At 65.5% G+C, this 24,220-nt stretch carries 23 protein-coding genes; 12 read left to right on the plus strand and 11 right to left on the minus strand.

The features are described from left to right. Positions 1-43: 43 nt before the first annotated feature. Positions 44-352, minus strand: coding sequence for a hypothetical protein (locus tag C8C99_RS10200; RefSeq protein ID WP_108625673.1), 309 nt, complete (start codon positions 350-352; stop codon positions 44-46). Positions 353-633: 281 nt separating this feature from the next. Here C8C99_RS10200 and C8C99_RS10205 point away from each other — a divergent pair, with 281 nt between their 5' ends. Continuing rightward, entirely contained in the window at positions 634-927 is a 294-nt protein-coding gene (locus tag C8C99_RS10205) for a hypothetical protein (protein WP_056639501.1), read from the plus strand. A gap of 215 nt (positions 928-1,142) precedes the next feature. Here C8C99_RS10205 and C8C99_RS10210 read toward each other — a convergent pair whose 3' ends face one another. After that, entirely contained in the window at positions 1,143-2,282 is a 1,140-nt protein-coding gene (locus C8C99_RS10210; RefSeq protein ID WP_056642393.1) for a zinc-binding dehydrogenase, read from the minus strand. Positions 2,283-2,568: 286 nt separating this feature from the next. Between C8C99_RS10210 and C8C99_RS10215 the strand changes: the two genes are divergently transcribed. Together C8C99_RS10215 and C8C99_RS10220 are read left to right on the plus strand one after the other, a co-directional pair. Beyond that, complete coding sequence (locus C8C99_RS10215) at positions 2,569-3,048, plus strand: MerR family transcriptional regulator (RefSeq protein WP_056642391.1); 480 nt, start codon at positions 2,569-2,571, stop codon at positions 3,046-3,048. Next, positions 2,975-3,376, plus strand: a complete 402-nt coding sequence (locus C8C99_RS10220) for a carboxymuconolactone decarboxylase family protein (protein ID WP_056642389.1) — start codon at positions 2,975-2,977, stop codon at positions 3,374-3,376. Before C8C99_RS10215 ends, C8C99_RS10220 begins: the two co-directional genes overlap by 74 nt. 55 nt (positions 3,377-3,431) lie before the next feature. Here the strand turns inward: C8C99_RS10220 and C8C99_RS10225 are convergent, their stop codons facing one another. Further along, positions 3,432-4,019 (minus strand): DUF1566 domain-containing protein, encoded by a 588-nt coding sequence (locus C8C99_RS10225; protein WP_056642385.1) that lies wholly within the window; start codon positions 4,017-4,019, stop codon positions 3,432-3,434. A 128-nt stretch (positions 4,020-4,147) separates the two neighbouring features. After that, positions 4,148-5,122, minus strand: a complete 975-nt coding sequence (locus C8C99_RS10230) for a LysR substrate-binding domain-containing protein (RefSeq protein ID WP_056642382.1) — start codon at positions 5,120-5,122, stop codon at positions 4,148-4,150. A 166-nt stretch (positions 5,123-5,288) separates the two neighbouring features. Here C8C99_RS10230 and C8C99_RS10235 point away from each other — a divergent pair, with 166 nt between their 5' ends. From C8C99_RS10235 to C8C99_RS10250, 4 genes are all read left to right on the plus strand, one after another. Continuing rightward, the gene (locus tag C8C99_RS10235; RefSeq protein WP_108625674.1) at positions 5,289-6,377 is read left to right on the plus strand and encodes a tartrate dehydrogenase; all 1,089 of its coding nucleotides are present in this window, start codon (positions 5,289-5,291) and stop codon (positions 6,375-6,377) included. Between the two features lie 41 nt (positions 6,378-6,418). Further along, positions 6,419-7,723 (plus strand): glycerate kinase, encoded by a 1,305-nt coding sequence (locus C8C99_RS10240; RefSeq protein ID WP_108625675.1) that lies wholly within the window; start codon positions 6,419-6,421, stop codon positions 7,721-7,723. A gap of 65 nt (positions 7,724-7,788) precedes the next feature. Further along, the gene (locus C8C99_RS10245) at positions 7,789-8,823 is read left to right on the plus strand and encodes a tripartite tricarboxylate transporter substrate binding protein (protein WP_056642376.1); all 1,035 of its coding nucleotides are present in this window, start codon (positions 7,789-7,791) and stop codon (positions 8,821-8,823) included. Between the two features lie 86 nt (positions 8,824-8,909). Beyond that, positions 8,910-9,689, plus strand: coding sequence for an N-acetyltransferase (locus C8C99_RS10250; protein WP_056642410.1), 780 nt, complete (start codon positions 8,910-8,912; stop codon positions 9,687-9,689). 158 nt (positions 9,690-9,847) lie between these two features. On the opposite strand, the gene C8C99_RS10255 is transcribed toward C8C99_RS10250, so the two are convergent. From C8C99_RS10255 to C8C99_RS10265, 3 genes are all read right to left on the minus strand, one after another. Continuing rightward, on the minus strand, positions 9,848-10,513 hold the full coding sequence (locus tag C8C99_RS10255; RefSeq protein ID WP_015013836.1) for a methionine ABC transporter permease: 666 nt from the start codon (positions 10,511-10,513) through the stop codon (positions 9,848-9,850). A gap of 15 nt (positions 10,514-10,528) precedes the next feature. Next, positions 10,529-11,575: a methionine ABC transporter ATP-binding protein gene (locus C8C99_RS10260; RefSeq protein ID WP_108625676.1), complete on the minus strand. Its 1,047-nt coding sequence runs from the start codon at positions 11,573-11,575 to the stop codon at positions 10,529-10,531. Between the two features lie 169 nt (positions 11,576-11,744). Beyond that, entirely contained in the window at positions 11,745-12,953 is a 1,209-nt protein-coding gene (locus tag C8C99_RS10265; protein WP_233247199.1) for an MFS transporter, read from the minus strand. Between the two features lie 186 nt (positions 12,954-13,139). Between C8C99_RS10265 and C8C99_RS10270 the strand changes: the two genes are divergently transcribed. Next, a complete protein-coding gene (locus C8C99_RS10270) occupies positions 13,140-13,736 on the plus strand; it encodes a hypothetical protein (RefSeq protein ID WP_056642407.1) in 597 nt (198 codons plus the stop codon). Positions 13,737-13,883: 147 nt separating this feature from the next. Here the strand turns inward: C8C99_RS10270 and C8C99_RS10275 are convergent, their stop codons facing one another. Beyond that, the gene (locus tag C8C99_RS10275; RefSeq protein ID WP_056642367.1) at positions 13,884-15,119 is read right to left on the minus strand and encodes an MFS transporter; all 1,236 of its coding nucleotides are present in this window, start codon (positions 15,117-15,119) and stop codon (positions 13,884-13,886) included. A 97-nt stretch (positions 15,120-15,216) separates the two neighbouring features. Here C8C99_RS10275 and C8C99_RS10280 point away from each other — a divergent pair, with 97 nt between their 5' ends. Continuing rightward, complete coding sequence (locus tag C8C99_RS10280) at positions 15,217-16,161, plus strand: LysR family transcriptional regulator (protein WP_056642364.1); 945 nt, start codon at positions 15,217-15,219, stop codon at positions 16,159-16,161. Between the two features lie 658 nt (positions 16,162-16,819). Here the strand turns inward: C8C99_RS10280 and C8C99_RS10290 are convergent. The 3 genes from C8C99_RS10290 to C8C99_RS10300 all read right to left on the minus strand — a co-directional run bounded on the left by C8C99_RS10290 (position 16,820) and on the right by C8C99_RS10300 (position 20,658). Then, positions 16,820-17,824, minus strand: a complete 1,005-nt coding sequence (locus C8C99_RS10290; RefSeq protein WP_108625678.1) for a DUF4917 family protein — start codon at positions 17,822-17,824, stop codon at positions 16,820-16,822. A 458-nt stretch (positions 17,825-18,282) separates the two neighbouring features. Further along, positions 18,283-19,641 (minus strand): type II toxin-antitoxin system HipA family toxin YjjJ, encoded by a 1,359-nt coding sequence (yjjJ, locus tag C8C99_RS10295; protein ID WP_056642360.1) that lies wholly within the window; start codon positions 19,639-19,641, stop codon positions 18,283-18,285. Positions 19,642-19,728: 87 nt separating this feature from the next. After that, positions 19,729-20,658 (minus strand): LysR family transcriptional regulator, encoded by a 930-nt coding sequence (locus tag C8C99_RS10300; RefSeq protein WP_233247200.1) that lies wholly within the window; start codon positions 20,656-20,658, stop codon positions 19,729-19,731. Positions 20,659-20,741: 83 nt separating this feature from the next. Here C8C99_RS10300 and C8C99_RS10305 point away from each other — a divergent pair, with 83 nt between their 5' ends. The 3 genes from C8C99_RS10305 (at position 20,742) to C8C99_RS10315 (ending at position 24,213) form a co-directional block, all read left to right on the plus strand. Further along, positions 20,742-21,758 carry a tripartite tricarboxylate transporter substrate binding protein gene (locus C8C99_RS10305; protein ID WP_108625679.1) on the plus strand — a complete coding sequence of 339 codons (1,017 nt, stop codon included), beginning with the start codon at positions 20,742-20,744 and terminating at the stop codon, positions 21,756-21,758. Between the two features lie 102 nt (positions 21,759-21,860). Then, positions 21,861-23,501, plus strand: coding sequence for an FAD-dependent monooxygenase (locus tag C8C99_RS10310; RefSeq protein ID WP_108625680.1), 1,641 nt, complete (start codon positions 21,861-21,863; stop codon positions 23,499-23,501). A 250-nt stretch (positions 23,502-23,751) separates the two neighbouring features. Continuing rightward, on the plus strand, positions 23,752-24,213 hold the full coding sequence (locus C8C99_RS10315) for a DUF1801 domain-containing protein (RefSeq protein WP_056642403.1): 462 nt from the start codon (positions 23,752-23,754) through the stop codon (positions 24,211-24,213). Positions 24,214-24,220: the final 7 nt, after the last annotated feature.

Genomic DNA, 24,220 nt, shown 5'->3' on the forward strand with positions numbered 1-24,220 from the left:
TATGGGCGTGCCAGGCGGGCGTGAATAAAGGACTCTCAGCCTCTTAGACCAGCCGCACCTCAAAGTACGCGCCCTCGCCTTCCCCCAAGTCCCGGAACCCGGCCTGCAGGGCCGCCACGCTGGCCTTGCCCCAGGCCTTGAGCAGGGTGAGATCGCCCGGGGACACCACCTCGGGAGGCGACTCCTCCAGGCTCTGCATGGTGTCCAGCGCGGCCGCCACCTGTTCGGGGCCGCCGAGCTGCTTTTCCAGGGCCCTGGCGTACCGGGCTTCGGCGGCTATGCGCTCCTTGGCAGGAAGCTCCTCGGGGTAGTCGCGGAGGTTGACGACGTAAGTGGATTCGATGACTTGCATGGCGCTGCTTCTCCTGTGGTTTGATGCTGTATAAATATACAGTTTTTTCCAGCAGAAGGCGAGGGATTAAAGATCGCCCGAGAGCGCGAGAGGATGGAAAGATTGTTCTCAATACTGGAACAGTTAGTTTGCGACTAGGTGGTTTTTCCCTGAACACCATCGGCGTACAGTTCATCCCATCGATGAGCCGAACCCGCAAGGCGACTCACCGAACCCGGTTCAGGAATGGTTTTTGACCCGGCTTTTTTGAGACGCTTTTTTAGCCTTTAAGGATTTTCATCATGAACAAGACCGCTCGTTTCCTCTCCGTCGCCGCTGTTGCCGCTTTCGCCGCCTTTGGCGCCCATGCTGACGAAGCCGATGGCTCGCAATTTGCCCTGAAGTTCGATACGAACCGCACCCGCGCTGAAGTGGCTGCCGAAGCCGTTGTCGAAGCCCGCACCCACAACATGGAACCCGCAGGCTCGCGCGTGGTGACCTACAAGTCCACCGCTGACCGCGCTGCCGTGCGTGCCCAGGCTGCCGAAGCCGTGCGCACCGGCCAGATCCCTTCGGGCGAATTCAGCGCCATGTAATTTGGCAGACCAACTGCTGAGATTGGTTTGAAGCAGTTGCGGGACTTCCCATGGTGGTGGCACTTCGCGCGGTGCGGGTGCTGCTGCCATGGGGAGTGTTAACTGAACCGCAGGGGCGGGCAGGCAAAAAGGGCTCCCACTGGGAGCCCTTTTTGTTGGTGCCTGCCGTGTAGCCCCACCCCTCAAAGGCGCCAGGCGCGCCCCTGCAACCTCGCTTACAGCGACGGATCGATCAACACCTTGGCCCCGGTGTTGCGCGGGCCGTAGAACGCAATGGCGTCCGCGCTCAGCGCGCCCGCCAGCGACACGGTGCGCGCGTAGTGGCTGGCAAACGTGGTCTTCAGCTCGGCCGCCACACGCTGGCGCAGCGCCTGCGTCGCCTCGTCGCCAATCTTCTGGAGAAACGGAAACAGCAACCACCCGCCCATGCCCCAGGCCATGCCAAAGGTACGGTGCACTTCGGTCGGGCGCGTGTCCAGGTGGCCGTACAGGTACACCTGCTTGTGCACGGCCGAGCCGTAGCGGCTGTATTCCTTGGCCTTGCGGTTGACGGCGGCCTCCATGCACTGCAGGATCTGCCCGGCCAGCGTGCCGCCGCCCGTGGCATCAAACGCGATGGTGGCGCCCGTAGCGGCCAGCGCGTCGGTCAGCTCGGCCATGAAGTTGGGCGCACTGCTGTCGCACACATACTGGGCGCCCAGCCCGCGCAGCAGCGCCGCCTGCTCGGGTTTGCGCACGATGTTGACCAGGCCGACGCCATCCTTCTGGCAAATCTTGAGCAGCATCTGGCCCAGGTTGCTGGCTGCCGCGGTGTGCACCAGCGCGGTGTGACCCTCGCGCTTCATGGTCTCCACCATGCTCAGCGCCGTCAGCGGGTTGACGAAGCACGATGCGCCCTCGGCCGCCGTGGTCCCGGGCGGCAGCGGCAGGCACTGCGCCGCCGGCATGGCGCGGTATTGCGAATACATGGCACCGCCAATCACCGCCACCGTGCGGCCCAGCAGCGCCTGCGCGGCGGGTGAGGCACCCGCAGCCACCACAAGGCCCGCGCCCTCGTTGCCCACCGGCATGCTCTGACCCAGGCGTGCCGCCATGCCGGGCATGGCGCGCTCCGGGATACGCGCCGTAGCCACCGGCCGCTCGGCCGTGCCCGTGACCTGCACGGTCGACAAATCGGCCGGGCCCAGCAGCAGGCCGATGTCCGACGGGTTGATGGGCGTGGCCTGCACCTGGATCAGCACTTCGTCAGGCCCCGGCGTGGGCACGGGTGTGGGCTCCAGGCTGATCTGCAAGGTGCCATCGGCTTGCACAAGCGAGCGCAACTGCAGCGCGGTGGTGGGGATGGAGGGGTTCATGGAGGACTCGCAGGTAGAAGATGGGACAAAGGGCCTGCGCGCTGGACCGCGCAGTGTGGTGAAAGGGTGCCGTATTCAACGGCGCCTCACCACCACCAGCCCGCATTCTTGACCAAGCTGCGCGACCGCGCTGTCCCCTCGGTGAATGGCTGCCCCCCATGCGCTGGGACGAACGATGCACGCAGGGCGCTGCAGCTACATGCCAGAAACGCTTTCACACGCCCCGTCCAAAGTCATGCACGTGTCGCTTGACTTAGAGTGCGCTCTAACTTTCAGAATCGTTCCTATGGCATCCCTCCTCACCATTGCCGAAGTCGCCAAGCGCACAGGCCTCACCGCACACACCCTGCGCTACTACGAGCGCGCCGGGTTGATTGCGCCGGTGGCGCGTGCACCCGGCGGCCAGCGCCGTTATGCGGCGTCGGACATGGAATGGATCGGATTCCTGCTGCGCCTGCGTGAGACCCAGATGCCCATCGGGCAGATGCAGGCCTTTGCGCAGCTACGCAGCGAAGGGAACGCCACCGCCCCCGAGCGGCGCCAGTTGCTGGAACAGCATCTGGCGCAGGTGCTGGCAACGATCACCGCCATGCAGCAAGCCGCGCAGGCCCTGCAAGCCAAGATCGCGCATTACCAGGGCCTGGAAGCTTCCCTTCGACCCACCCTGTCGTCCACCCACCAAGGAAGCTCCCATGTCCCCCGAAACCCAACCCCGATATCTCCAGGGCCTCGCCAAGCTGCGCGAAATCGACGGCCACGCGGGTGAGCGTGTCGTCGCCAGCCTGGCCGACATTGCCCCCGACTTCGCGCGCTACCTGATCGAGTTTCCGTTTGGCGACATCTACTCGCGCCCCGGACTCGATCTGCGCAGCCGCGAGATTGCCGTCGTCGCCGCCCTGACCGCGCTGGGCAACGCCACACCTCAGCTCAAAGTGCATTTGCAGGCCGCGCTCAACGTGGGCGTCAGCCGCGAAGAGATCGTGGAGGTGCTGATGCAGATGGCGGTGTACGCGGGTTTTCCGGCCGCACTCAACGGGCTGACTGTCGCGCGCGAGGTGTTTGCAGCGGCTGACGAGCAACCCGTGACTGCTTGAAGCGACCTACCGTGCGTGGCGCACCTGCGCAGCGCACTCTCCCGGAGACGACAGGCTATTTGCCCCCACCCACCGGCATCGGCCGTACCAGCCGCACGGGCAGCTTGCTGGCCCGCGCCGCATCGCCGCGCGCCTCGCCGGTGGACAGGTTCACCGCCCAGCCATTGATCATGGCGGCCTGGCGCGCGCTGTCGCCCGCGCGGCTCTGGGAGATGTTGCCGTAGGTGTACTGATTGACGCTGGGCGCGCTCACGTTGCTGGTGGACGACCAGTGCCACTGGCCGGGCGCCACCGGAAACAAAATCGGGTTGAGGCCCGGGGGCGACAGCGACTTGTCCACCAGCCGCTGCAGCTCGGCCGCACGCGGAATGCGCCAGCCCACGCCCTCGGCCTTCCAGCGGTCCGAAGCCAGGGCCGTGGCCTCGGCGCGGTCCAGCAGCAGGGGCTGGCCGGTGCAGGTTTTTCCATTCCACTGCATGCCCTCCACACAGCGCGGCCAGGCCAGGCCCGCGCGCTGGTCCAGCACATAAGCGCCATCCACGGACAGAGACCAATCGGCTGCCACCAGCGAATCGGCGGCCTGCGCAGGCCCGGCAAACAGCGCACCCAACAGCGGGGGGATGAGCAGCAACAACGTTTTCATGGACGAAACAGGGGCGATAAAAGCAAGAGAAAAGTCGGCGGGATGAAAAGCACCTCAGAAACCACAGGGGTCAAAAAACGCCTCGCCAACACCCTAACCCGGCAGCGGCACCTGCGCCACCCGCCAGGTCAAGAAACCCGCACGGCACGCCGCTTGTCCACACGGGCACCCACGCCCACACCCGCCAGCGTGCCCGACGCGGCCAACGCATCTGCCAGGAACCCAACGAACGCCTGCACCCGCGTGGAGAACTGGTGCCGCTGCGGGTACACCGCATAGATGTCGGCCGCAGGCGTGTGGTACTGCGGCAGCACGGGCTCCAGCAGGCCCTGGGCCAGATGGCGGTTCACGTCCCACTCGGCGCGCATCACGATGCCGTGGCCCTGCAGCGCCCACAGCACGGCGATCTCGCCGTCGTTGGTGGTGAGGTTGCCGGTGATCTTGATCGACTCGGTGTGCGCCTTGCTGCCACGCCCGGTGATCAGGCGCCACAGGCCGTAGGCCTCGTCGCCCTGGCGGATGCCGATGCACTGGTGCTCCATCAGGTCGCGCGGCACGCGGGGCCTGCCGTGCTGCGCCAGGTAGGCGGGTGCGGCGCACAGCACACGCCGGTTGGGGGCTATGCGGCGGGCAATCACGCGGCCATCGGGTGGCTCGCCAAAACGCACGCAAACGTCGTAGGCATCGTCGGTGATCGGTGGTGGGTGCACCGACAACTGCAGTTGCACATCCACTTCGGGGTACTGGCGCACAAAGTCCGAGATCACGGGGGCGATGTGCATGCGGCCAAAACCCAGCGTGGCATTCACGCGCAGCAGGCCCTTGGGGCTGGCCTTGGACTGCACGATAAGTTCGTCCAGCGCGTCGATCTCGCGCAGGATGCGGCGCGCGTGCTCCAGCAGCAGCTCACCCTCGGGCGTGAGGCTCATGCGACGCGTGGTGCGGTTGATGAGCACCACACCCAGGCGCTTTTCCATCTGCGCCAGGTGTTTGCTCACGGCGGCGGTGGACACACCCATTTCGCGCCCGGCGGCGCTCAGGCTGGGGCTGGCGGCCAGTGCCGAAAAGAAACCCAGTTCTGCGGGCTGGATGGTGGAGCTCATCGCTGCATTATCAACTGCAGGTTAACGATGGATTCACTTGGCCGCCGTTTTTACAACGAGCGGATGCCTACAGTCGCTCTCACTGTTTTGTTCCACCCGTTTTTCGCGGCCCGGCATCCCCACAGGCCTTCCCCGACGCTTTCACACACCAAGATCAGAGACCTTCATGAAAACCTACCAAATCGCCACCATCCCCGGAGACGGCATCGGCAAGGAAGTGATTCCCGCCGGCCAACGCGTACTCGAAGCCCTGGCCGCCCGCCACACGGGCCTGCAGTTCCAGTTTGAGAACTTCGGCTGGGGCGGAGACTGGTACCGCGCCCACGGCGTGATGATGCCGGCCGATGGTCTCGATGCGCTGCGCGGCAAGGACGCCATCTTGTTCGGCTCGGCGGGCGACCCGGACATCCCCGACCACATCACGCTGTGGGGCCTGCGCCTCAAGATCTGCCAGGGCTTCGATCAGTACGCCAACGTGCGGCCCACGCGCATCCTGCCCGGCATTGATGCGCCCCTGAAGCGCTGCACGCCCAAGGACCTGGACTGGGTCATCGTGCGCGAAAACTCCGAGGGCGAATACTCCGGCGTGGGCGGCCGCGTGCACCAGGGTCACCCCATCGAGGCAGCGACGGACGTGTCCATCATGACCCGCGTGGGGGTGGAACGCATCCTGCGTTTTGCCTTCCGCCTGGCGCAGTCGCGGCCCCGCAAGCTGCTCACCGTCATCACCAAGAGCAACGCCCAGCGCCATGCGATGGTGATGTGGGACGAGATCGCCGCGCAGGTGGCCACCGAGTTCCCCAATGTGAAGTGGGACAAGGAGCTGGTGGACGCTGCCACGGCCCGCATGGTCAACCGCCCCGCCACGCTCGACACCATCGTCGCCACCAACCTGCATGCCGACATCCTCAGCGACCTGGCTGCTGCGCTGGCGGGCAGCCTGGGCATTGCGCCCACCGGCAACATCGACCCCGAGCGCCGCTACCCCAGCATGTTCGAGCCCATCCACGGCTCGGCGTTCGACATCATGGGCAAGGGCCTGGCCAACCCCATCGGCACCTTCTGGTCGGTGGTGATGCTGCTGGAGCACCTGGGCGAGGTGGATGCTGCCCGCGCCGTGATGCAAGCCATCGAACAGGTCACCGCCAACCCCGCCCTGCACACCCGCGATCTGGGCGGCACGGCCACCACGGCGCAGGTGACCGACGCCGTGTGCGCACTGATCGGCAGTACGCCGCTGCAAAAGGCGGCCTGAGCCGCGTGGCTCCCACGCATTGCGCCCTGCCCCACCACCCGATGACCCCACACATCGACACCCAGGCCCGCCACTGGCTGCGCAGCATGTTCGACGCCGCCATCGCATCCGCGCAGCCCTCGATATGCCTGCCACCTCACCTGCCGGCCCCGCCCCGGGGCCGCACGGTGGTGATCGGTGCGGGCAAGGCATCAGCGCAGATGGCGCAGGTGCTGGAGGCCCAGTGGCCGGCACCACTCACAGGCGTGGTGGTCACGCGCTATGGGCATGCTGCCGCCTGCCAGCACATCGGCGTGCTGGAGGCCGCCCACCCTGTGCCCGATGCGGCGGGCCTGACAGCCGCGCAACAGATGTTGAAAGCGGTGGAAAGTCTCACGGCAGACGACCTGGTGATCGGCCTGTGGTCGGGTGGCGGCTCGGCGCTGCTGCCCTTGCCGTTACCTGGCATCACGCTAGCCGACAAGCAGGCGCTCAACCAGGCCCTGCTGCGCAGCGGCGCCAGCATTGGCGAGATGAACTGCGTGCGGCGCCACCTCTCGGCCATCAAGGGCGGGCGGCTGGCCCTGGCGTGCAGCCCCGCCCGCGTGGTCAACCTGGTGATGTCGGACGTGCCGGGCGACGACCCGCTGGACGTGGCGTCTGGCCCCACCGTGGCCGACCCGACCACCCGTGCACAGGCGCGGGCCATCTTGCAGCGCTACCGCATTGCACTGCCGCCCGCCGTAACGGCCGCACTGGACACGGCCGCCAGCGAGAGCATCAAGCCCGGCGACACCCGGCTGGGGCCCATCACCACCCACGTCATTGCCACGCCCGACCTGGCGCTGCGGGCGGCGGCCCAGGTGGCGCGCGAGGCGGGCATAGAGCCCACGCTGCTCGGCGACGCGCTGGAGGGCGAAGCCCGCGACATGGGCACGGTGCTGGCCGGTGTCGCCCGCTACGCCGCCAAGGCCCCGTCACCACGGCACCGCGTGCTGCTGAGTGGCGGCGAAAGCACCGTCACCCTGCGCGCACCCGCCCCCGGGCAACCCACGCCAACCCCAGGGCGCGGCGGGCGCAATGTGGAATGCCTGCTGTCCATGGCTCTGTCGCTCAAGGGCTTGCCCGGCGTGTACGCGTTAGCTGGCGACACCGACGGCATCGACGGCCTGGAGCACGTGGCAGGCGCCATTGCCACGCCAGACACGCTGAAGCGCGCCGCAGCACTGGGCCAACACGCCACCGCCGCGCTGGACGCGCACGATGCCCACACCTTTTTTGGCGCGCTGGGCGACGCCGTGATCACCGGGCCCACGGGCACCAACGTCAACGACTTCCGCGCGATCCTGATCGCAGCCAAGGGCTGACGCCACGCCCCCCGCGTCCCCACCGGCCATACCACCACAAGAACCACAACCCCACGGAGACAACCATGACACGCATTGCACAGCCGCACCACCCACCGTCAACGCCGCCCACAACGCCCACTACACGCCGGCACCAGCTGCTGGCACTGGTAGCCCTGGCTGCCGCTGCCTGTGCCCTGCCCAGCGCACCGGCCCATGCGCAGGCCTGGCCGGTCAAGCCCGTCACCATCGTCGTGCCCTTTGCAGCGGGCGGCACCACCGATGTGCTGGCACGCGCACTGGGCGAAAAACTGGGCACGGCCCTGGGCCAGCCCGTGATCGTGGAAAACCGGGGCGGTGCGGGCGCCACCATCGGGGCCGACTACGTGGCCAAGGCCCCCGCCGACGGCTACACGCTGCTGATGGGCGCGGTGCACCACACCATTGCCACCAGCGTGTACAAAAAGCTCAACTACGACTTTCAAAAGAGTTTTGCGCCCATCACCACCGTGGCGCTGGTGCCCAACGTGCTGGCCGTGAGCGCGGCCACGCCCGCCAAGGACGTGAAGGAGCTGGTGGCGCTGATCAAGGCCACGCCCAACAAGTTCTCCTACGGCTCCAACGGCGCGGGCACTGCGCAGCACCTGATCGGCACGCAGTTCGCCACCTCCATCGGCCAGCCCCTGCTGCATGTGCCCTACAAGGGCAGCGGCCCGCTCACCACCGACCTGCTGGGCGGGCAGGTGTCGATGTCGTTCGACACCGTCACCCCCGTGCTGCCGCACATCAAGGCGGGCAAGCTGCGCGCCCTGGCGGTGACCACGGCCAAACGCTCGTCCACCTTGCCTGACGTGCCCACGCTGCAAGAAAGTGGCTTTGCGGGCTTTGACATCGGCACCTGGTTTGGTGTGCTGGCCCCCGCCCGCACGCCCGCCGACGTGGTGGCACGGCTGAACACCGAAATGGTCAAGGTCATCCAGTCGCCCGACTTTCAAAAGCGCATGCAGGACATTGGTGCCGAACCCATCGGCAACACTCCCGCGCAGATGGCCGAACAGATTGCGGCCGACACCGCACGTTTTGCCAAGCTGGTGGCCGACAACAAGATCACCACCGACTGAGCCAATGGCAAAGAGGGGTTGCAAAGAGCGGTCGCACAGGGTGGCTGGCGCGGTGAATGGTCAAGGTGGGTTGGTATAAACCTGTGATGACCGACACCGCCGCCCCTATCGCCAACACCGTACCCGCTGCCCTCGTCCGCGCGCTGGAAGAACGCGCCTTCAACGCCTGGCCTGCGCACCAGACGGTGTTTCACCGGGGCTGGGTGTTTCGGCTGTCGGGCGGGTACACCAAGCGCGCCAACTCGGTCAACGCGCTGGTGCCCGGCGCGCCGTTTGACGGTGTGCGCGAGGCGGCGGCAGCGCTGTATGCGCGGCATGGGTTGCCCGCCGTGTTCCGCATCTCCCCCCTGGCCCCGGCAGAGGCCGACCAGGAGCTGGCGGACGCGGGCTACCAGCACTTTGACCCCTCGCTGGTCCTGCACCGGCCGCTGGCGCTGGGCGCGGTGCCCCGGCCCGACGGCAGCACGGTGGTCAGCACTTCGCCATCGCCCACGTGGCTGGAAGGGTTTGCGGCGGCCAACGGCGTGGCGCCGCATCACCGCAACCTGCACCGCAGCATCCTCGACGCCATTGCCCACCCGGTGGGCTATGCGCTGCAACACGACGCCCAGGGCCATGCCGTGGGCTTTGGCCTGGCGGTGCTGGAGCGCGGCGCGGTGGGCCTGTACGACCTGGCCGTAGCGCCCGAACACCGGGGCGGCGGGCGCGGGCGCGCGCTGGTGCAGGCCCTGCTGCACTGGGGCGCCGAGGCCGGGACGACCAGCGCCTACCTGCAGGTGCGAGCGCAGAACACGCCAGCGCTGCGGCTGTATGAATCGATGGGGTTCAAGACGGCCTACGGCTACCACTACCGGGTGCCGGGCTGAGGTTGACTTCTGCACCTCTCCCACAGGGTGCGAGGGACCCGGGACCAGCGCAGAGGCCCAGGCTGTGCCCCCACGCGTGGTTTTGAAGCAAAACAGGCCGCAAGCGCCAGTGAATCATGCGCCAGCAGCTATTGATTCAATAGCAAGCCATTCACCACTCAACGGTGGCTCAGCTTGCGCACGGCCCAGTCGCCCAGGCTTTGCACGGCCTGCACAAAGAAGATCAGCACCAGCACCACGGCCAGCATGATCTCGGGCAGAAAGCGCTGGTAGCCATAGCGGATGCCCAGGTCGCCCAGGCCGCCACCGCCAATAGCACCGGCCATGGCCGAGTAGCCGGTCAGGCTCACAAACGTGATGGTCAGGCCCGCCACGATGCCGGGCAGGGCCTCGGGCAGCAGCACCTTCCACACGATCTGGCTGGTGGTGGCGCCCATGGCTTGTGCGGCTTCGACCAAGCCGTGGTCCACCTCGCGCAGCGCGGCCTCGACCAGGCGGGCCACAAACGGGGCAGCGGCAATGGTCAGCGGCACCACGGCGGCAGCGGTGCCGATGGACGAGCCGGTGATGAACCGCGTGAACGGGATGATGGCCACCAGCAGGATGATGAAAGGCGTGGACCGCACGGCGTTGACCAGCCAGCCCACCAGCTTGTTGACGGGGCCGTTCTCCAGCACACCGCCGTCATCGGTCAGGCGCAGGAACACGCCCAGCGGCACCCCCAGCAAGCCGCCCACCAGGCCGGAGATGCCGACCATGATGAGCGTCTCCCACAAGGACGAAGCAAACAGATCCAGCATCGCTGGCGTGAAGTTGTTGAACATGATGTGTGCTCCCTCTTAACCGGCCACGGCCACTTCTTCGACCTCGACACCGCCCGCGCGCAGGTGCGCCACGGCGCCGCGCACGCTGTCGGCCTCGCCACTGGCGTACACGGCCAGCGAGCCGAAGGTCTCGTCCTGAATCTCGTCCACCTGGCCGTGCAGGATGCTCATGTCCACCCCAAACTGGCGGATCAGCTGCGACAGGATGGGCTGGTAGGCGCTGTCACCCGCGTACGACAGGCGCAGCAGCTGGCCCGTTCGCCCGGCACCCAGCTCGCCTGCGAGCTTGCGCACATGGTCCAGCACGCTGGCGGGCAGCTCTTGCGGCAGGATCTCGTCGATCAGGCTCTTGGTGATGGCCTGCTGCGGGCGGGTGAACACGTCCAGCACCCGGCCCTGCTCCACGATGCGGCCGGCTTCGATCACGGCCACGCGGTCGGCCACCTGCTTGATGACCTGCATCTGGTGCGTGATCAGCACCACCGTCAGGCCCAGCTCGCGGTTGACCTGGCGCAGCAGGTCGAGGATGGAGCGCGTGGTCTCCGGGTCCAGCGCGGACGTTGCCTCGTCGCTCAATAGCACCTTGGGGCGGCTGGCCAGCGCACGCGCAATGCCCACGCGCTGCTTTTGCCCGCCGCTGATCTGCGCGGGGTAGCGGTCGGCCAGGGCCGACAGGCCCACCAGATCCAGCAGCGGGTTCACACGCGCACGGATGGCGGCCTTGTCCATGCCCGCCAGCTCCAGCGGCAGCGCGGCGTTGTCAAACACCGTGCGTGACGACAGCAGGTTGAAGTGCTGGAACACCATGCCGATCTCGCGGCGCGCCTCGCGCAAATGCGCGTCGTTCAGCTGGGTCAGGTCTTGCCCGCCCACGATGACCTGGCCCGTGGTGGGCCGGTTGAGCAGGTTGATGACGCGCACCAGCGAGCTTTTGCCCGCGCCGCTCTTGCCGATGATGCCGAACACTTCGCCCGGCTGGATGGTGAGGTCGATGCCCTTAAGCGCCTCGACCGGGCCTTGTGAGCCCTGGTAGGTTTGGGTGATACCCCGTAGTTCGATCATGAAACACAAAGGGCCGCCACACGCCGGGCGGCGCGGGTTCGGCCCTAAAAGACACAAAGATAAGGGAATGTACTATTGCGCCATAAAGAATCAAACTATCAAAAAATAAAGTAATAAGACATCAAAGTTATTTGCGCATTGCAGCCGACGCGGTGCAGCCGAGTCGGGTCTACGCCCCCGCAGGCGCCGCCACCCTGCCATTCACCTTGCGCGACACCAGCGCGCCAAGCACCAGCACCCCCAGCGCCGCCACAGAGAACACGGGCGCAATCCAGCCCCGGTCCACACTGGCCGCCACCAGCAGCACCCCCAGCGACTGCCCCAAAAACAGCAGGCACGCAAACAGCGTGACCGCCGTGCCCCGCGCCTCGGGCGCCATCTGCGTGGCCTGCACCTGCAGCGTGTTGTGCAGCATGTAAAAGCCCACCCCGGCAAAGAAGCAGCCCAGCACGCCCCAGGCAGCCACCGGCCCCCAGGCCAACAGCAACAGCCCGGCGGCGATCAGCGACGCACCCACCAGCGCCAGGCCCCGCTCGCCCAGCAGCGCCAGCCAGCGGCGTGCCAGCAGGCTGTAGATGAGCCCGCCCACGCCATACAGCACCATCACCCCACCGGCGGCCGAGGCCGACAGCCCAAACCCGTCCACCATGCGTGCGGGCACAAAAGCCAGCGTGCCAAAGGCCAGCGCGCCCTCCACCGCCACCACGGTCAGCACCCAGCGCACCCGGGGCATGCGCAGCAGCGCGGCCGTGTTGGCCAGGTAGGCCGACAGCGAAAACGCGGGCGGCACCGCACTGCCAGCCGCAGGCGCGGGCGTGCTGGCCGCCAGGGCGCGGGACTGCCGCCACAGCAGGCTGGCAGCCGTCAAAAACAGCAGCGACAGCACCACAAACGCCGCCCGCCAGCCCAGCGCCTCCACCGCAAAGCCGCCAAACCACTGCCCGGCCATCATCCCCGACACCGTGGCCACCATCAGCTGCGCCAGGGTCTCTTGCCGCTGCTCGTACGGCACGTTGTCGCCAATCCACGCCATCGACAGCGGGATGATGCCCGCCGCTGACGCCCCCATGGCCGCACGCGCCGCCACCAGCACCGGCAGCGTGGGCGCCAGCGCCGTCACGCCGCTGAAGAGCGCACAGGCAAACGTGGCACCAATCACCACCCGCACCTTGCCCAGCCGGTCGCCCAGCGGGCCATAGAACAACTGCAGCACGCCATACGACACGGCAAACGCGGCAATGACGGCCGACGCATCGCCCGTGGTGACAGAAAACTCGCGTGCCAGAGACACCAGCATCGGGTCGCACACGCGCATGGAGGCCATGCTGCAAAAGGCTGCCAGGCTGATCACCCGCAGCATCGTCGAAGAAGAGGTCATATGACCCGATTGTGGTGCGGCTGGCGTCGGGCCGCTGTCACCACAAGGCAAGCACCCTGGCGGCTGAAGGTTGGGCACGCTGCACACCGCCTGTTGCGAGCCTGTTGCGATTTATTGCGTGGCAAGCGCGGCTCCAGCACTTACCATCCGCCCCTGATTTCCACCAAGGAGCACCCTCCCATGAACATGAACAAGCGCAACTTCGTCGCCGCCGGCATGGGCCTGGCAGGTCTGTGGACGGCCACGGGCAGCAGCCACGCCGCCACACAGGCCAAGGCCCCCAGCGGCCCCACACTGCTGACCATCAGCGGTGCCATCACCCAGTCCAACCGTGGCGCTCTAGATGCCACCATCGACCAGATGATGGGCAAACACGGCATCCAGTTTGACAAGGCCTACGCGCTAGACGCCGCCGCCCTCGCGCGCATGCCCGCCGTCACCATCAAGCCCACGCTGGAATACGACAGCAAGCCCCATACGCTCAAGGGCCCCCTGCTCACCACCGTGCTGGCAGCCGCCGGTGTAGCCGCTGGCAGCCCCGTGCAACTGGGCCTGCGCGCGGTGGACGGCTACAACGTCAACATCAGCATGGCCGACGCCCAGGCCTACCGCATGATCGTTGCCACCCACATCGACGGCCAGCCCATGGCCCTGGGCGGCCTGGGCCCGCAGTGGGCCGTGTACGACGCGGATGTGCTGCCCGCCTTCAAGGACAAGCCCGTGAAGGAACGCTTTGGCCTGTGCCCCTGGGGGCTGTACCACATTGAGGTGAAAAAGGCCTGAGCCCACGCAGGCCCAACACCGAAGGGCGGTTGAGCACCAGCACGGCACAAACCGCCACCCAACAAAAAGAGCGACCCCAGGGTCGCTCTTTTTTTGATAGCTGCCAGCGCATGATCCACTAGCGCTACCGCCCTATTTCGTTCTAAATCAGCCCCGGCGCCGCCCCATGCGCACCGCCAGTGCCGCCAGCGACCCGGCCGTGGCCAAGCCCACCACCCCCAGCCAGCCCCACTGCGCCAGCGCCAAGCTGCCCAGCGCCGCGCCGGCCGACATGCCGATGAACATGCCGGTGAACAGCAGCGCATTAAGCCGGCTGCGCGCCGCAGGGTCGATGCCGTACACGATGGTCTGGTGCGCCACCAGCGTGGCCTGCACGCCAAAGTCAAAGCCGATGGCACTGGCCACAATCAAGCCCAGCTGGGCCTGCGCAGGCAGCAACGGTGCCAGCGCCATCACCGCAAACGATGCAGCGGCCAGCCCGGCGCCGTAGCTCGTCACCACCTCGGGCCCGCGCTTGTCGGCCAGGCGCCCGGCCAGCGGGGCGGCCAATGCGCCCGCCGCCCCGGCCAGGCCAAACGCGCCCGCCGCCGCCGTGCCCAGCCCAAACTGGCTGTGCAGCATCACCGCCAGCGTGGACCAGAACGCGCTGAAACCCACGGCCAGCAGCCCCTGCGCCCAGGCCGCGCGGCGCAGTGCCGCGTGCTGGCGCCACAGTGCCACCATGGAGCCGATCAGCGCGCCATAGCCCATCTGCGTGGTGGGCGCAAAGCGCGGCAGCCCGCGCCACACGGCCACCGTCAGCAGCGCAATGGCCACCGCCGCCGCCACATACACCGTGCGCCAGCCCCACTGCTGCGCCACAAAGCCGCTGACCACGCGCGACAACAAAATGCCCAGCAGCAGCCCCGTCATCACAATGCCCACCATGCGCCCGCGCTGTGCGGCAGGGGCCAGCGTGGCGGCGGCGGGCACCACGTCTTGCGCCACCGTGGCCGCCAGCCCCACCGCCAGGCTGGCCGCCAGCAGCGCACCCATGCCAGGCGCCAGGCCGCTCAGCAGCAGCGCCAGCATCAGCGCGATGGACTTGATGACGATGATGCGGCGCCGGTCAAACCGGTCGCCCAGCGGCGCCAGCAGCAAGATGCCCAGCGCATACCCCAGCTGCGTGAGCGTGGGCACCAGCCCCACCACACGGCTGTCGGCCTGCATGTCGGGCCCCAGCACGCCCAGCATGGGCTGGCTGTAGTACAGCGACGCCACGCTCAGCCCCGCCGTGGTCGCCAGCAGCAACAGCAGCGGCGCACTCACCGCCCCCTCTGCAGGCGGCGCCACCGGGGCCAGCCCCGCCGCACCGCTTGCATGCACGTTTTGAATGGAAGACATCACAACACCATTGGTTAGAAAGGAATGGTGCGATTGTTCTAGCCCTCCACCGCACTGGGTAGTAGGCTGAATTGCAGATTCGTTATACGCTTGGCGCATGACCAACCCCCAGCCAGCCTTGCAACCCGGCGCCGACCGCATCGAGCTGATGCAGACCTTTGTCCGCATCGTGGAGGCTGGCAGCCTGTCTGCCGCCGCCCAGCAACTGGGCACCAGCCAGCCCACCGTGAGCCGCCGCCTGCAGGCGCTGGAGCGCAGCCTGGGCATCAAGCTGCTGCAGCGCTCCACCCATGTGATGAAGCTGACCGAAGACGGCGACCGCTGCTTTGCCCACGCCAAGGCCCTGCTGGAAGACTGGCGCGCCATGGAAGACGACCTGCGCGGCACCGCCGACACCCCGCGCGGCACCCTGCGCGTGCTGGCGCCGCACGCCTTTGGACAAGACCAGTTCATCGCCCCGCTGATGGCCTACCTGCGCCGCTACCCCGAGGTGGACGTGGAATGGATGCTGCACGACCGCCGCCCCAACTTCATCGCCGAAGGCATCGACTGCGCCATCCAGGTCGGCGCGGTGGACGACCCCAGCGTGGTCGCCGTGCGCCTGGCCGAGGTGCCCCGCATCGTGCTGGCCGCCCCCGCCCTCATGGCCGGGCGCCCCACGCCCCAGCACGCGCAAGACCTGCAACCCCTGCCCTGGCTGGCCCTGAGCACCTTCTACCGCCGCGAGGTCACGCTAACCCAGGAGCCCGGCGGCGAGGCCCACACCTTCGGCATCACCCCGCGTCTGGCCACCGACAGCCTGTACGCCCTGCGCAGCGCCGCCCTGGCTGGGCTGGGGGCGTGCATTTCATCGGCATGGATCGTGGACAACGACGTGCGGCAGGGGAACTTGCTGCACCTGGTGCCCAACTGGCACGCGGCGCCGCTGCCGGTGTACTTGGTGTACCCGTATGCGCGGTTTTATCCGGCGCGGCTGCGGTTGTTTTTGGAGGCGATGCGGGGGGCGATGCCGGGGTTGGTGGGGATGCGGGCGGTGGGGTGAAGGGCCGAGGCTGGTGGAGGAAAGCGGTCAGAAGCAAGCCGCTCACCTCAAATGAAAGCGGAAGCTCAATATTCAATGTAACCGGCGCCCCACGGCACTTCCGGCGCTCCCTGAGGACGTTCTTAGGGGTCCGTGCTGATAGACGCACCAGACCTCGGCCTACGGTAAGAGGCGTGAGGGCCCCGGGGGACAACAGGTACCACCAATTCGATAGCGTCTGGCGGGCCCATCGATGGATGGTGGAAGATGGCGTACTGCAACCGAAAGAGACCTAAGGTTTCCCGCATTTCATCGAGTTCAGCTTCGCCAGACGCCCAGAATTCATGGACCATCGTATCCATGCGATACATGCAATCGTCTGTGAATCCCAAATAGTCCATCGGTACGACAAGACCCGAATCGAGTGTGAGTCGACCCTCAAAGTGGCTGAGATACGCCGACAGCCTGAAGCCAACGCCCTTTGACAAAACCATCAGACGGCTATGAAGTCTGAACGACACCCGACCGTCACCCTTGCGGTACATGCGGAACGTCGTGTCGGACAAGCGCATTTGCATATGAGCTTTAGCATTTGACATGGGAGGCCGCAGTGGCCCCAAAGCGGCGGGGGAGGATATTCACAAGCACAGCTTACAAATCGTCCATCTCGACGGAATTTTTATACATGATGCTTCAACTCCGGATTTCCTAGTGGATGTGTTGTGGAGTCAAAGAAATAGATATTTTTCCCAACAAGCTCAGCGACAATTCGGGCTTTGAAAAGCAATATCTGCCCTTCATTTTGATGAGGCCAAACACCAATTGCAATTGAAGCTAAATCGCTATTATGCAAAGCATCCACTAGATGCTGATCATAATCCTTTTGAAGAGAATGCCCAATTACAACCAATCCTTCATCTATAGACTGGAATTTTTCAAACGAGAAACGCAAATAATCATTTCTCTTTATTCTGGACAACTTCCTCTCAGATGCGCCCTCCGATATGAAAAGAGGAAAGTACTCTGGATGGTTTAGGTTAAACAGGTCCTTAAGGCTTTCAATTCCGTTCGCCGCTAGCTTTTTGGTCCTTCCATCAGGAAGTTCAACCAGATGAATAGCCCCATGAAGGTATGAAATAACACATCTATCCGCATTGACGGACGTGTTGCTTGGATCAAATGTCCCGTCCTCCCCCCAAAAGAGATCTTTGAACCGCCAAAGATCTTCTTGCATGATCGCCCAATACGGAATGAGATCATAGTTGGTTGTAAATACGTTTCTATAGACGCGGAGAGCCTTATTTATTGCAGCTAAGCCGTTAAACCCGTGAGAAACGTGAGAGTGATTCACAGCAGCCGCAAGTGCATTTTTCGTACAACTATACAGGGCGTCAATCTGATTTCTTTGCGGGCAGTTTAGTTGCTCATCAACTATTCGTGCATGAAAAAGAACTCGAAGCACATCTTCAAAATTACTTGAACCAAGCCGATCAAATAGGGCTACACTGTTTTGATCAAGCGGCTCTGCAATCGCTTCATCTTTCGCAACCTCAAAAAGACTTGCATACCCGAATCCCGGCCAAACGTTCATGCTAAAACCGTTACCCAGCAAAAGCGATTTCCATTTTTCCCCCTGGATTTCACCCCAAGATATCAATTTTGGATCAATGTTTTTTTCGGGCATAACTACTCCATCAATGCAAAATGCAATTTACTTCAAAAACCAGCAAAACCAATCAAGCCAAATTAAACATTCTGGAAATTCATTCCTACGAAAAGTGGCTTGCAACATGGGTTTACAAGGGGCATGCATTTAAATATCTATTAATAAAATTCTGCGAAGCTTGGCAAATATTTAGCCAACAACTGCAGCGAGCCAGCATGCACAAACGGTATTTTGAATTTCCCCTTTGGGCACCAAGCAATTAATTTAATTTAATTTAATTTAATTTAATTTAATTTAATTTAATTTAATAGCCAATCTTGCTCTCAATTTCATAGCCATTAACACCTAAAGAGCAAGCACCATTCGCATATTTGGCATTAAATCCGTTTTAAAAGCCGTGTCCTATGTCCGACGTATTCAGCATCCGCAAACGTCATAGCCACGGCCTTTTGCCGCGTTTCCTGCAGGCATCCACCCTAAACCACAAGCCGCCCAACACGCTCGGCCGCCACGGCCACATGGCGCACCAACTCAGCCTTGCACACATCAAAACCCGCGCTGAACCCTTGTTCGTCCTCCAACCGCCGAACAAACACCTGCGCCATCGCAAGCGCCTCCTTCCAAGCCGCCGCACTGACCTGCTCCCCCACCGTGAGTTCCAGCGCCCGATCCGACAAACCTCCCCCCGCCGTGGGAGCAAACGCCATGGGCGTCATGTCATACGCAGGCGCCAGCTCGTAAGGCCTTCGCCCCTCTGACAAGCACGACAGATTGCCGCTGTGCATGTCGGTGTTGCCGATCAGGGTGCCAAACGCCCACAGCAGGCAGGCCGTGTCAAAGGCTTGGGGGGTGATGACCCCGGACTTCCACAACGCCCGGGCAATCACCGGCCAGTTGCCGCCGCTGCCGACAAACTCGGCATCGAGCGCCGCGAAGGAATGCAGCGCCCTGCGCCCGCGAGCGCCCAGGCGGTCAAACCGCTGCACTTCCAGAAATCGTTGGGTGCCGTGCATCCAGGTCATTGATTGCGCGGCAGGCACGCCGTGGTCGCGCAGCACCTGCAGGGCGATGTGTTCGGCCAGCAGCAGGTCGCGCCAGCGGGCGCTGACGGGGGTGTCAAGTTCGGCGGTGAACTTGACCATGACATGCGCGGCGGTGCCATCGGCTTGCTCGGCGTAGGCGGTGAACTTGGGCTGCTCTCCGGCGGCTGACGAGCCCGCCACTTCGCCGCGCGCGGACAGGTCGGCCAACTGGGCGTAGGTGTGCAGCTTTTGCGCGGCTGCAATGGGCACGGGGTCGGGCGCGTTGACGAACTGGTCGCGCGCGGTGGGGCCGATGAGCAGGTTGCCGGGCATGTCGTCGCCCTGGTCCAGGATGGCGCGCAGCGCGTGGGTGTCGCTCCAATCGCCCAGCCGCTCGGGCAAGCCCAGGCGCTGGCCGTGCCGCTGGCAGTAGGCGCGCCCCAGGTAGCCCTGCGGGCGCATGTCATAAATCCACCACGGGAGGCCGTCGCTGTGTTGCCGGGCCCCGCCCGCCTCGACCATCACAAAGCCCTGCGGGCACACGGGGACGAGGGTGCCCAGGGTTTCGAGCGCGCCCTGGGGGGTGACGCGGTACACAGTGGCCTCCAGATCGGCGCGGACTGGATCGCGGAGGGTGTATTGAATAGATCTGGCGGCGCCAAAAGGCACCACCTCATCACCCAGCGCGCTGAGGGCTCGGGAGACGGTGGGCTGGCTGACCTGCAGCGCCTGGGCCAGCGCCTGCGCCTTGGCGGGGCCGGGGCGCAGCAGGGGGCGGATGGCGTTGGCATAGGTCTGGGCGGCGGAGGGCATGCCCTAAGGATACGCCGATTGAATGGAAAATTGAATAGATAAAAGAATAGATAAATCAGGCTGAATGGATGCCTCAGGATCGCTCAACTACGCTGGCAACCGCACCGCCGCCTCTCGCAACGCCTCTGCAAACGCCATCGCCGCTGGTTTTTGCTGCGTGCCCCGGCGGTAGGCGAGGTACAGGTCCAGATGCACCACGGGCTCGCGCAGCATGGCGACGCCCAGGCCCTGGCGCAGGCATTCTTCCAGCGCAAACGAAGGCACGATAGCGCTGCCACGGCCTGCGCGCACCATGCCGATGAGGGTGCCGATGAGGTTCATGCGGGGGCGCTCCTGGTGGGCCAGGCCCAGGCGAGATAGCTGCTTTTCAATCACCACCTGGATGGGGTTGTCGGACGGCAGGCTGACCAGGGGCACGTCTTTGAGGCGGCTCCAGGGCTGGCTGTCTGACAGCTGGCCGCTGGTGTGCGCCGCGTCGGGCGGGCTGATGCGCATGAGGCGGAACTTGCACAAGGGCTGGCGCGACAGCCCCACGGCGGGTTTGACGAAGAAGCCAAAGCCGATGTCGGCCTCGCCGTCGAGCACGCGCTGGCGCACGGTGCCCACCTCTACGTCGCTGAGCTGCACCTGCACGCCGGGGTGGCTGTGCGCAAAGCCGCGAATCACCTCGGGCAGCAGGCTGGCCGAGATCATGGGCGTGGCCGCCACCAGCAGACGCGAGCGCACGGCGGCCTCGTTGCCATCCAGCACGGCGCCCAGGGCGCGCAGCTCGCCCACCACACGCTCGGCCACGGGCTGCAGGCGGCGCCCGGCGTCGGTGAGGGTGATGGACCGTGTGGTGCGGTCAAACAGGCGGGCGCCCACCTGGTCCTCCAGCTCCTTGACCAGCATGCTCATGCCCGAGGGCGACAGGTGCACCTGCTCGGCCGCCTTGGCAAAGCTTTGCAGGCGCGTGACCTCCAGAAAAGCGTGGAGCTGGCGGGTGCTGACATTCATCAGCTTTGATGAAGAATTCATCAGAATTTTCCGTTTGATCAATGTCAAGAGTGTCGTTGTAATCGACCCGCAACGCCCTTTCAACGACTAAAGAGACAAGCCCCATGTTCGATCAGCCTGTATTGCGTGCCAACGCGCACCCGCCCTCCCCCCAACGTCGCAGCCTGCTGCTGGGCGCGCTGGCCGCCACGGCGGCAGCCGCCACGCCCAGGGCCTGGGCGCAGACGGGTGCTGACGCACCTGTGCGGCTGGTGGTGCCGTTCACGCCCGGCACAGGCATTGACCTGATTGCGCGGCAGATTGCACAGCCGCTGTCTGACCGGCTCAAGCGCCCGTTTTTTGTGGAGAACAAGGCGGGTGCGTCCGGCATCATCGGCACGCAAGAGGTGGTACGCGCCACGCCCGACGGCACCACGCTGCTGGTCAGCGTGAACACGCTGGTGATGAACATGGCGCTGTACCCCAAGCAGGGCTTTAACCCGCTGACGGACCTGGTGCCCGTGAGCCAGACGAGCTGGGGGCAGCTGCTGCTGGTGGCGTCGGCCGGGTCCAAGATCGAATCGCTCAAGGACCTGATGGACCGCGCCCGGGCCAAGCCCGGTTCGCTCAACTACGGCTCGCCCGGTGCGGGCACGCCGCACCACTTGGCGATGGAATTGCTGAAGAACCGGGCCAAAATTTCGCTCACCCACATCAGCTACCGGGGCACCGCCCCCGCCGTGACGGACCTGCTGGGCGGGCAGATCGACGCGATGTTTTTGCCCATCCACGTGGCCCTGCAGCACGTCAAGGCGGGCAAGCTGAAGGCGCTGGCCATCAGCTCGGACACGCCCCACCCGCTGCTGCCCGAGGTGCCGTCGCTGGGCACCCTGAAGCTGGGCGACCTGAACGTGGACATGTGGTACGGCGTGTTTGCCCCCGCAGGCACGCCCCGCGCCATGGTGGACCGGCTGAACACCGAGCTGCGTGACGTGCTGGCATCGCCCGCCGTGGCCAAGTCGTTCGAGACCCAGGGCATGACGCCTGCCCACAGCTCGCCAGACGCCTTCCAGAAGCTGGTGACGGCTGACGCCAAGCGCTGGGCTGACCTGATCAAGGCCCAGGGCATCACCGCCGAGTAACCACGACCACCCGTACCCAGCGGTAGCCAGTAGCGCGAAGCACTGCACAACACCGCATAGTGGCCAATGCCAAACCGACCCGTACCGAACAACACCAACAACATGAACCAGCAAGCAACCGTGGCGCCACAGCAAGACGCCGAAGTGATCATCGTGGGCGGCGGCCCGGTCGGCATGGGCCTGGCCATTGAGCTGGGCCAGCGCGGCGTGAGCGTGATCGTGGTGGAGCGCTATGTGCAGCCCCAGCCCATCCCCAAGGGGCAGAACCTCACGCAGCGCACCATGGAGCACTTTCACTTCTGGGGTGCTGAAAAGCAGCTGCGCGCGGCGCGCACCATCCCGGTCGAATACGGCATTGGCGGGCTGACCGCACACGGCACGCTGCTGGGGCCCTACAGCTACGACTGGCTGCAGCGCGATCTCGTCAAACCCTACTACTTCACCGCCAACGAGCGGCTGCCTCAGTACGCCACCGAGGCCGTGCTGCGCCAGCGCGTGGCGCAGCTGCCGTCGGTGCAGACCCTCTACAGCTGGGAGACCAGCACCTTGGCGCAGGACGATGCGGGCGTTTCCGTCACCATCCAGCAGCGTGGCGACAGCAAGGCCCAGCGCGTGCTGCGCGGCGCCTATGTGGTGGGTTCGGACGGGGCACGGTCGGTGGTGCGCGAGCAGGCGGGCATCACCCACACCCGCACCGACCACGACCGCATGATGGTGCTGCTGGTGTTCAAGTCGCAAGGCCTGCACCAGCTGCTGGAGCGCTATCCCGGCAAGTCTTACTACAACGTGCTGCAGCCCGAGCTGAAGGGCTACTGGAAGTTTCTGGGCCGGGTGGACCTGGGCAGCACCTGGTTCTTTCATGCACCAGTGCCGCCGGGCACCACCAAGGACAACTTTGACTTTGCGGCCTACCTGCACGAGGCGGTGGGCGCGGAGTTTGAGGTGGAGTTTGAGCACATCGGCTTTTGGGACCTGCGCTTCATGCTGGCCGACAGCTACCGCAAGGGCCGCGTATTCATCGCGGGTGATGCCGCGCACAGCCACCCGCCCTACGGTGGCTACGGCGTGAACTCGGGCCTGGAAGACGCGCGCAACCTGGGCTGGAAGCTGGCCGCCGTGCTGCAGGGCTGGGGCGGCGAGCGGCTGCTGGACTCGTACGACGCCGAGCGGCGCCCGGTGTTTGCGTCCACCATCAACGACTTCATCGCGCGATCCATCGAGACCGACAAGGAATTCTTGGACGCCTACGACCCGGCGCGCGAACAGGCCGCGTTTGAAGCCGCGTGGCAAGCGCGCGCCCTAGGGGCCGTGGGCGAAGTGCATGCGTTTGAGCCGCACTACGAGGGCTCGGCCATGGTGTGTGGCAGCGAGGGCCGCATCACCAGTGCCAAGGGCTCGCACCAGTTCACAGCGCGGCCAGGCCACCACCTGGCGCCCGCCACGCTGCCCAGCGGGCGCAACGTGTTTGAGGAGCTGGGCGCAGGCTTTTCGCTGCTGGTGGTGGGTGGCGACGGCGCGCATGCGCCCTCGGTGCAAGCCTTTCGCGAGACGGCTGCGGGCCTGGGCCTGCCGCTACGGCTGGTGGACTGTGGCGACGGGGGCAAAGGCACCGAGCCCGCACGCTATGGCGCACCGCTGGTGCTGGTGCGGCCCGACCAGTTTGTGGCCTGGACGGCGCAGGCAGGCGGCCCGGCAGTGACTGCGGAGCAGGCGCGCGAAGTGATGGCGCGGGTGGCGGGATAGGTCGTGGCGCACGGCTGAAGCGAATCGGGCGGACGCGCGGAGCAACGCCGCGCATGGGAGGGCAGGTCCTGCAGCCATCGACGCGCTTGCCTGAATGAACAGAGGCGAGCCAGAAGGTAACAACCCGTTGTACCGGGGTTGCCAAGGTGCGCAGAGTGGCAACAATGGCGGGGCCGCACCCCTCGCCTTTTGCACCCACTCCACCAAGGACCACCCCGTGGCTGCTGCCAAAAAATCCCCACCCGCTGCCATGGGCCGTGCGCCCAACACCGCCGCGCCAGACGCGGCAACCACCGGGCCCGCCGCATCGGCACTGATCGACCAGCGCATTGCCGACCTGGGCGACTGGCGCGGGCAGGTGCTGGCGCAGGTGCGCCAGCTGATCCACGAAGCGGCGCCCGGTGTGGTGGAAGAGTGGAAGTGGCGTGGCACGCCGGTGTGGTCGCTGGGCGGGATCTTGTGCACGGGCGAGAGCTACAAAGCAGCCGTGAAACTCACGTTTCTCAAAGGCGCCGCCCTGCCCGACCCGGCGCGCCTGTTCAATGCCAGCCTGGACGGCAACGCACGCCGTGCCATTGATATCCACGAGGGCGACACGCTGCCTGCCGATGCGTTCCGCGCGCTCATCCGCGCGGCGGTAGAGCTCAATGCGCTGGGCAGCAGCAAGGCCCGCAAGGGCCGGGCACCGGGGCACATAGGGTCGGCCGCATAGGCCCCAG

It is taken from the genome of Acidovorax sp. 107, assembly GCF_003058055.1.
Classification (GTDB): Bacteria; Pseudomonadota; Gammaproteobacteria; order Burkholderiales; family Burkholderiaceae_C; genus Acidovorax.

Excerpts from the sequence above, each read along its gene's own strand:
- C8C99_RS10250 (WP_056642410.1), top strand. The coding sequence starts at position 8,910 with ATGACCGACACCGCCGCCCCTATCGCCAACACCGTACCCGCTGCCCTC.
- C8C99_RS10315 (WP_056642403.1), top strand. The coding sequence starts at position 23,752 with ATGGGCCGTGCGCCCAACACCGCCGCGCCAGACGCGGCAACCACCGGG.
- C8C99_RS10290 (WP_108625678.1), bottom strand. The coding sequence starts at position 17,824 with ATGCCCGAAAAAAACATTGATCCAAAATTGATATCTTGGGGTGAAATC.
- C8C99_RS10280 (WP_056642364.1), top strand. The coding sequence starts at position 15,217 with ATGACCAACCCCCAGCCAGCCTTGCAACCCGGCGCCGACCGCATCGAG.
- C8C99_RS10260 (WP_108625676.1), bottom strand. The coding sequence starts at position 11,575 with ATGATCGAACTACGGGGTATCACCCAAACCTACCAGGGCTCACAAGGC.
- C8C99_RS10235 (WP_108625674.1), top strand. The coding sequence starts at position 5,289 with ATGAAAACCTACCAAATCGCCACCATCCCCGGAGACGGCATCGGCAAG.
- C8C99_RS10215 (WP_056642391.1), top strand. The coding sequence starts at position 2,569 with ATGGCATCCCTCCTCACCATTGCCGAAGTCGCCAAGCGCACAGGCCTC.
- C8C99_RS10205 (WP_056639501.1), top strand. The coding sequence starts at position 634 with ATGAACAAGACCGCTCGTTTCCTCTCCGTCGCCGCTGTTGCCGCTTTC.
- C8C99_RS10245 (WP_056642376.1), top strand. The coding sequence starts at position 7,789 with ATGACACGCATTGCACAGCCGCACCACCCACCGTCAACGCCGCCCACA.
- C8C99_RS10270 (WP_056642407.1), top strand. The coding sequence starts at position 13,140 with ATGAACAAGCGCAACTTCGTCGCCGCCGGCATGGGCCTGGCAGGTCTG.
- C8C99_RS10225 (WP_056642385.1), bottom strand. The coding sequence starts at position 4,019 with ATGAAAACGTTGTTGCTGCTCATCCCCCCGCTGTTGGGTGCGCTGTTT.
- C8C99_RS10210 (WP_056642393.1), bottom strand. The coding sequence starts at position 2,282 with ATGAACCCCTCCATCCCCACCACCGCGCTGCAGTTGCGCTCGCTTGTG.
- C8C99_RS10305 (WP_108625679.1), top strand. The coding sequence starts at position 20,742 with ATGTTCGATCAGCCTGTATTGCGTGCCAACGCGCACCCGCCCTCCCCC.
- C8C99_RS10230 (WP_056642382.1), bottom strand. The coding sequence starts at position 5,122 with ATGAGCTCCACCATCCAGCCCGCAGAACTGGGTTTCTTTTCGGCACTG.
- C8C99_RS10255 (WP_015013836.1), bottom strand. The coding sequence starts at position 10,513 with ATGTTCAACAACTTCACGCCAGCGATGCTGGATCTGTTTGCTTCGTCC.
- C8C99_RS10200 (WP_108625673.1), bottom strand. The coding sequence starts at position 352 with ATGCAAGTCATCGAATCCACTTACGTCGTCAACCTCCGCGACTACCCC.
- C8C99_RS10220 (WP_056642389.1), top strand. The coding sequence starts at position 2,975 with ATGTCCCCCGAAACCCAACCCCGATATCTCCAGGGCCTCGCCAAGCTG.
- C8C99_RS10275 (WP_056642367.1), bottom strand. The coding sequence starts at position 15,119 with ATGTCTTCCATTCAAAACGTGCATGCAAGCGGTGCGGCGGGGCTGGCC.
- C8C99_RS10300 (WP_233247200.1), bottom strand. The coding sequence starts at position 20,658 with ATGAATTCTTCATCAAAGCTGATGAATGTCAGCACCCGCCAGCTCCAC.
- C8C99_RS10240 (WP_108625675.1), top strand. The coding sequence starts at position 6,419 with ATGACCCCACACATCGACACCCAGGCCCGCCACTGGCTGCGCAGCATG.
- C8C99_RS10310 (WP_108625680.1), top strand. The coding sequence starts at position 21,861 with ATGAACCAGCAAGCAACCGTGGCGCCACAGCAAGACGCCGAAGTGATC.
- C8C99_RS10265 (WP_233247199.1), bottom strand. The coding sequence starts at position 12,953 with ATGACCTCTTCTTCGACGATGCTGCGGGTGATCAGCCTGGCAGCCTTT.
- yjjJ (WP_056642360.1), bottom strand. The coding sequence starts at position 19,641 with ATGCCCTCCGCCGCCCAGACCTATGCCAACGCCATCCGCCCCCTGCTG.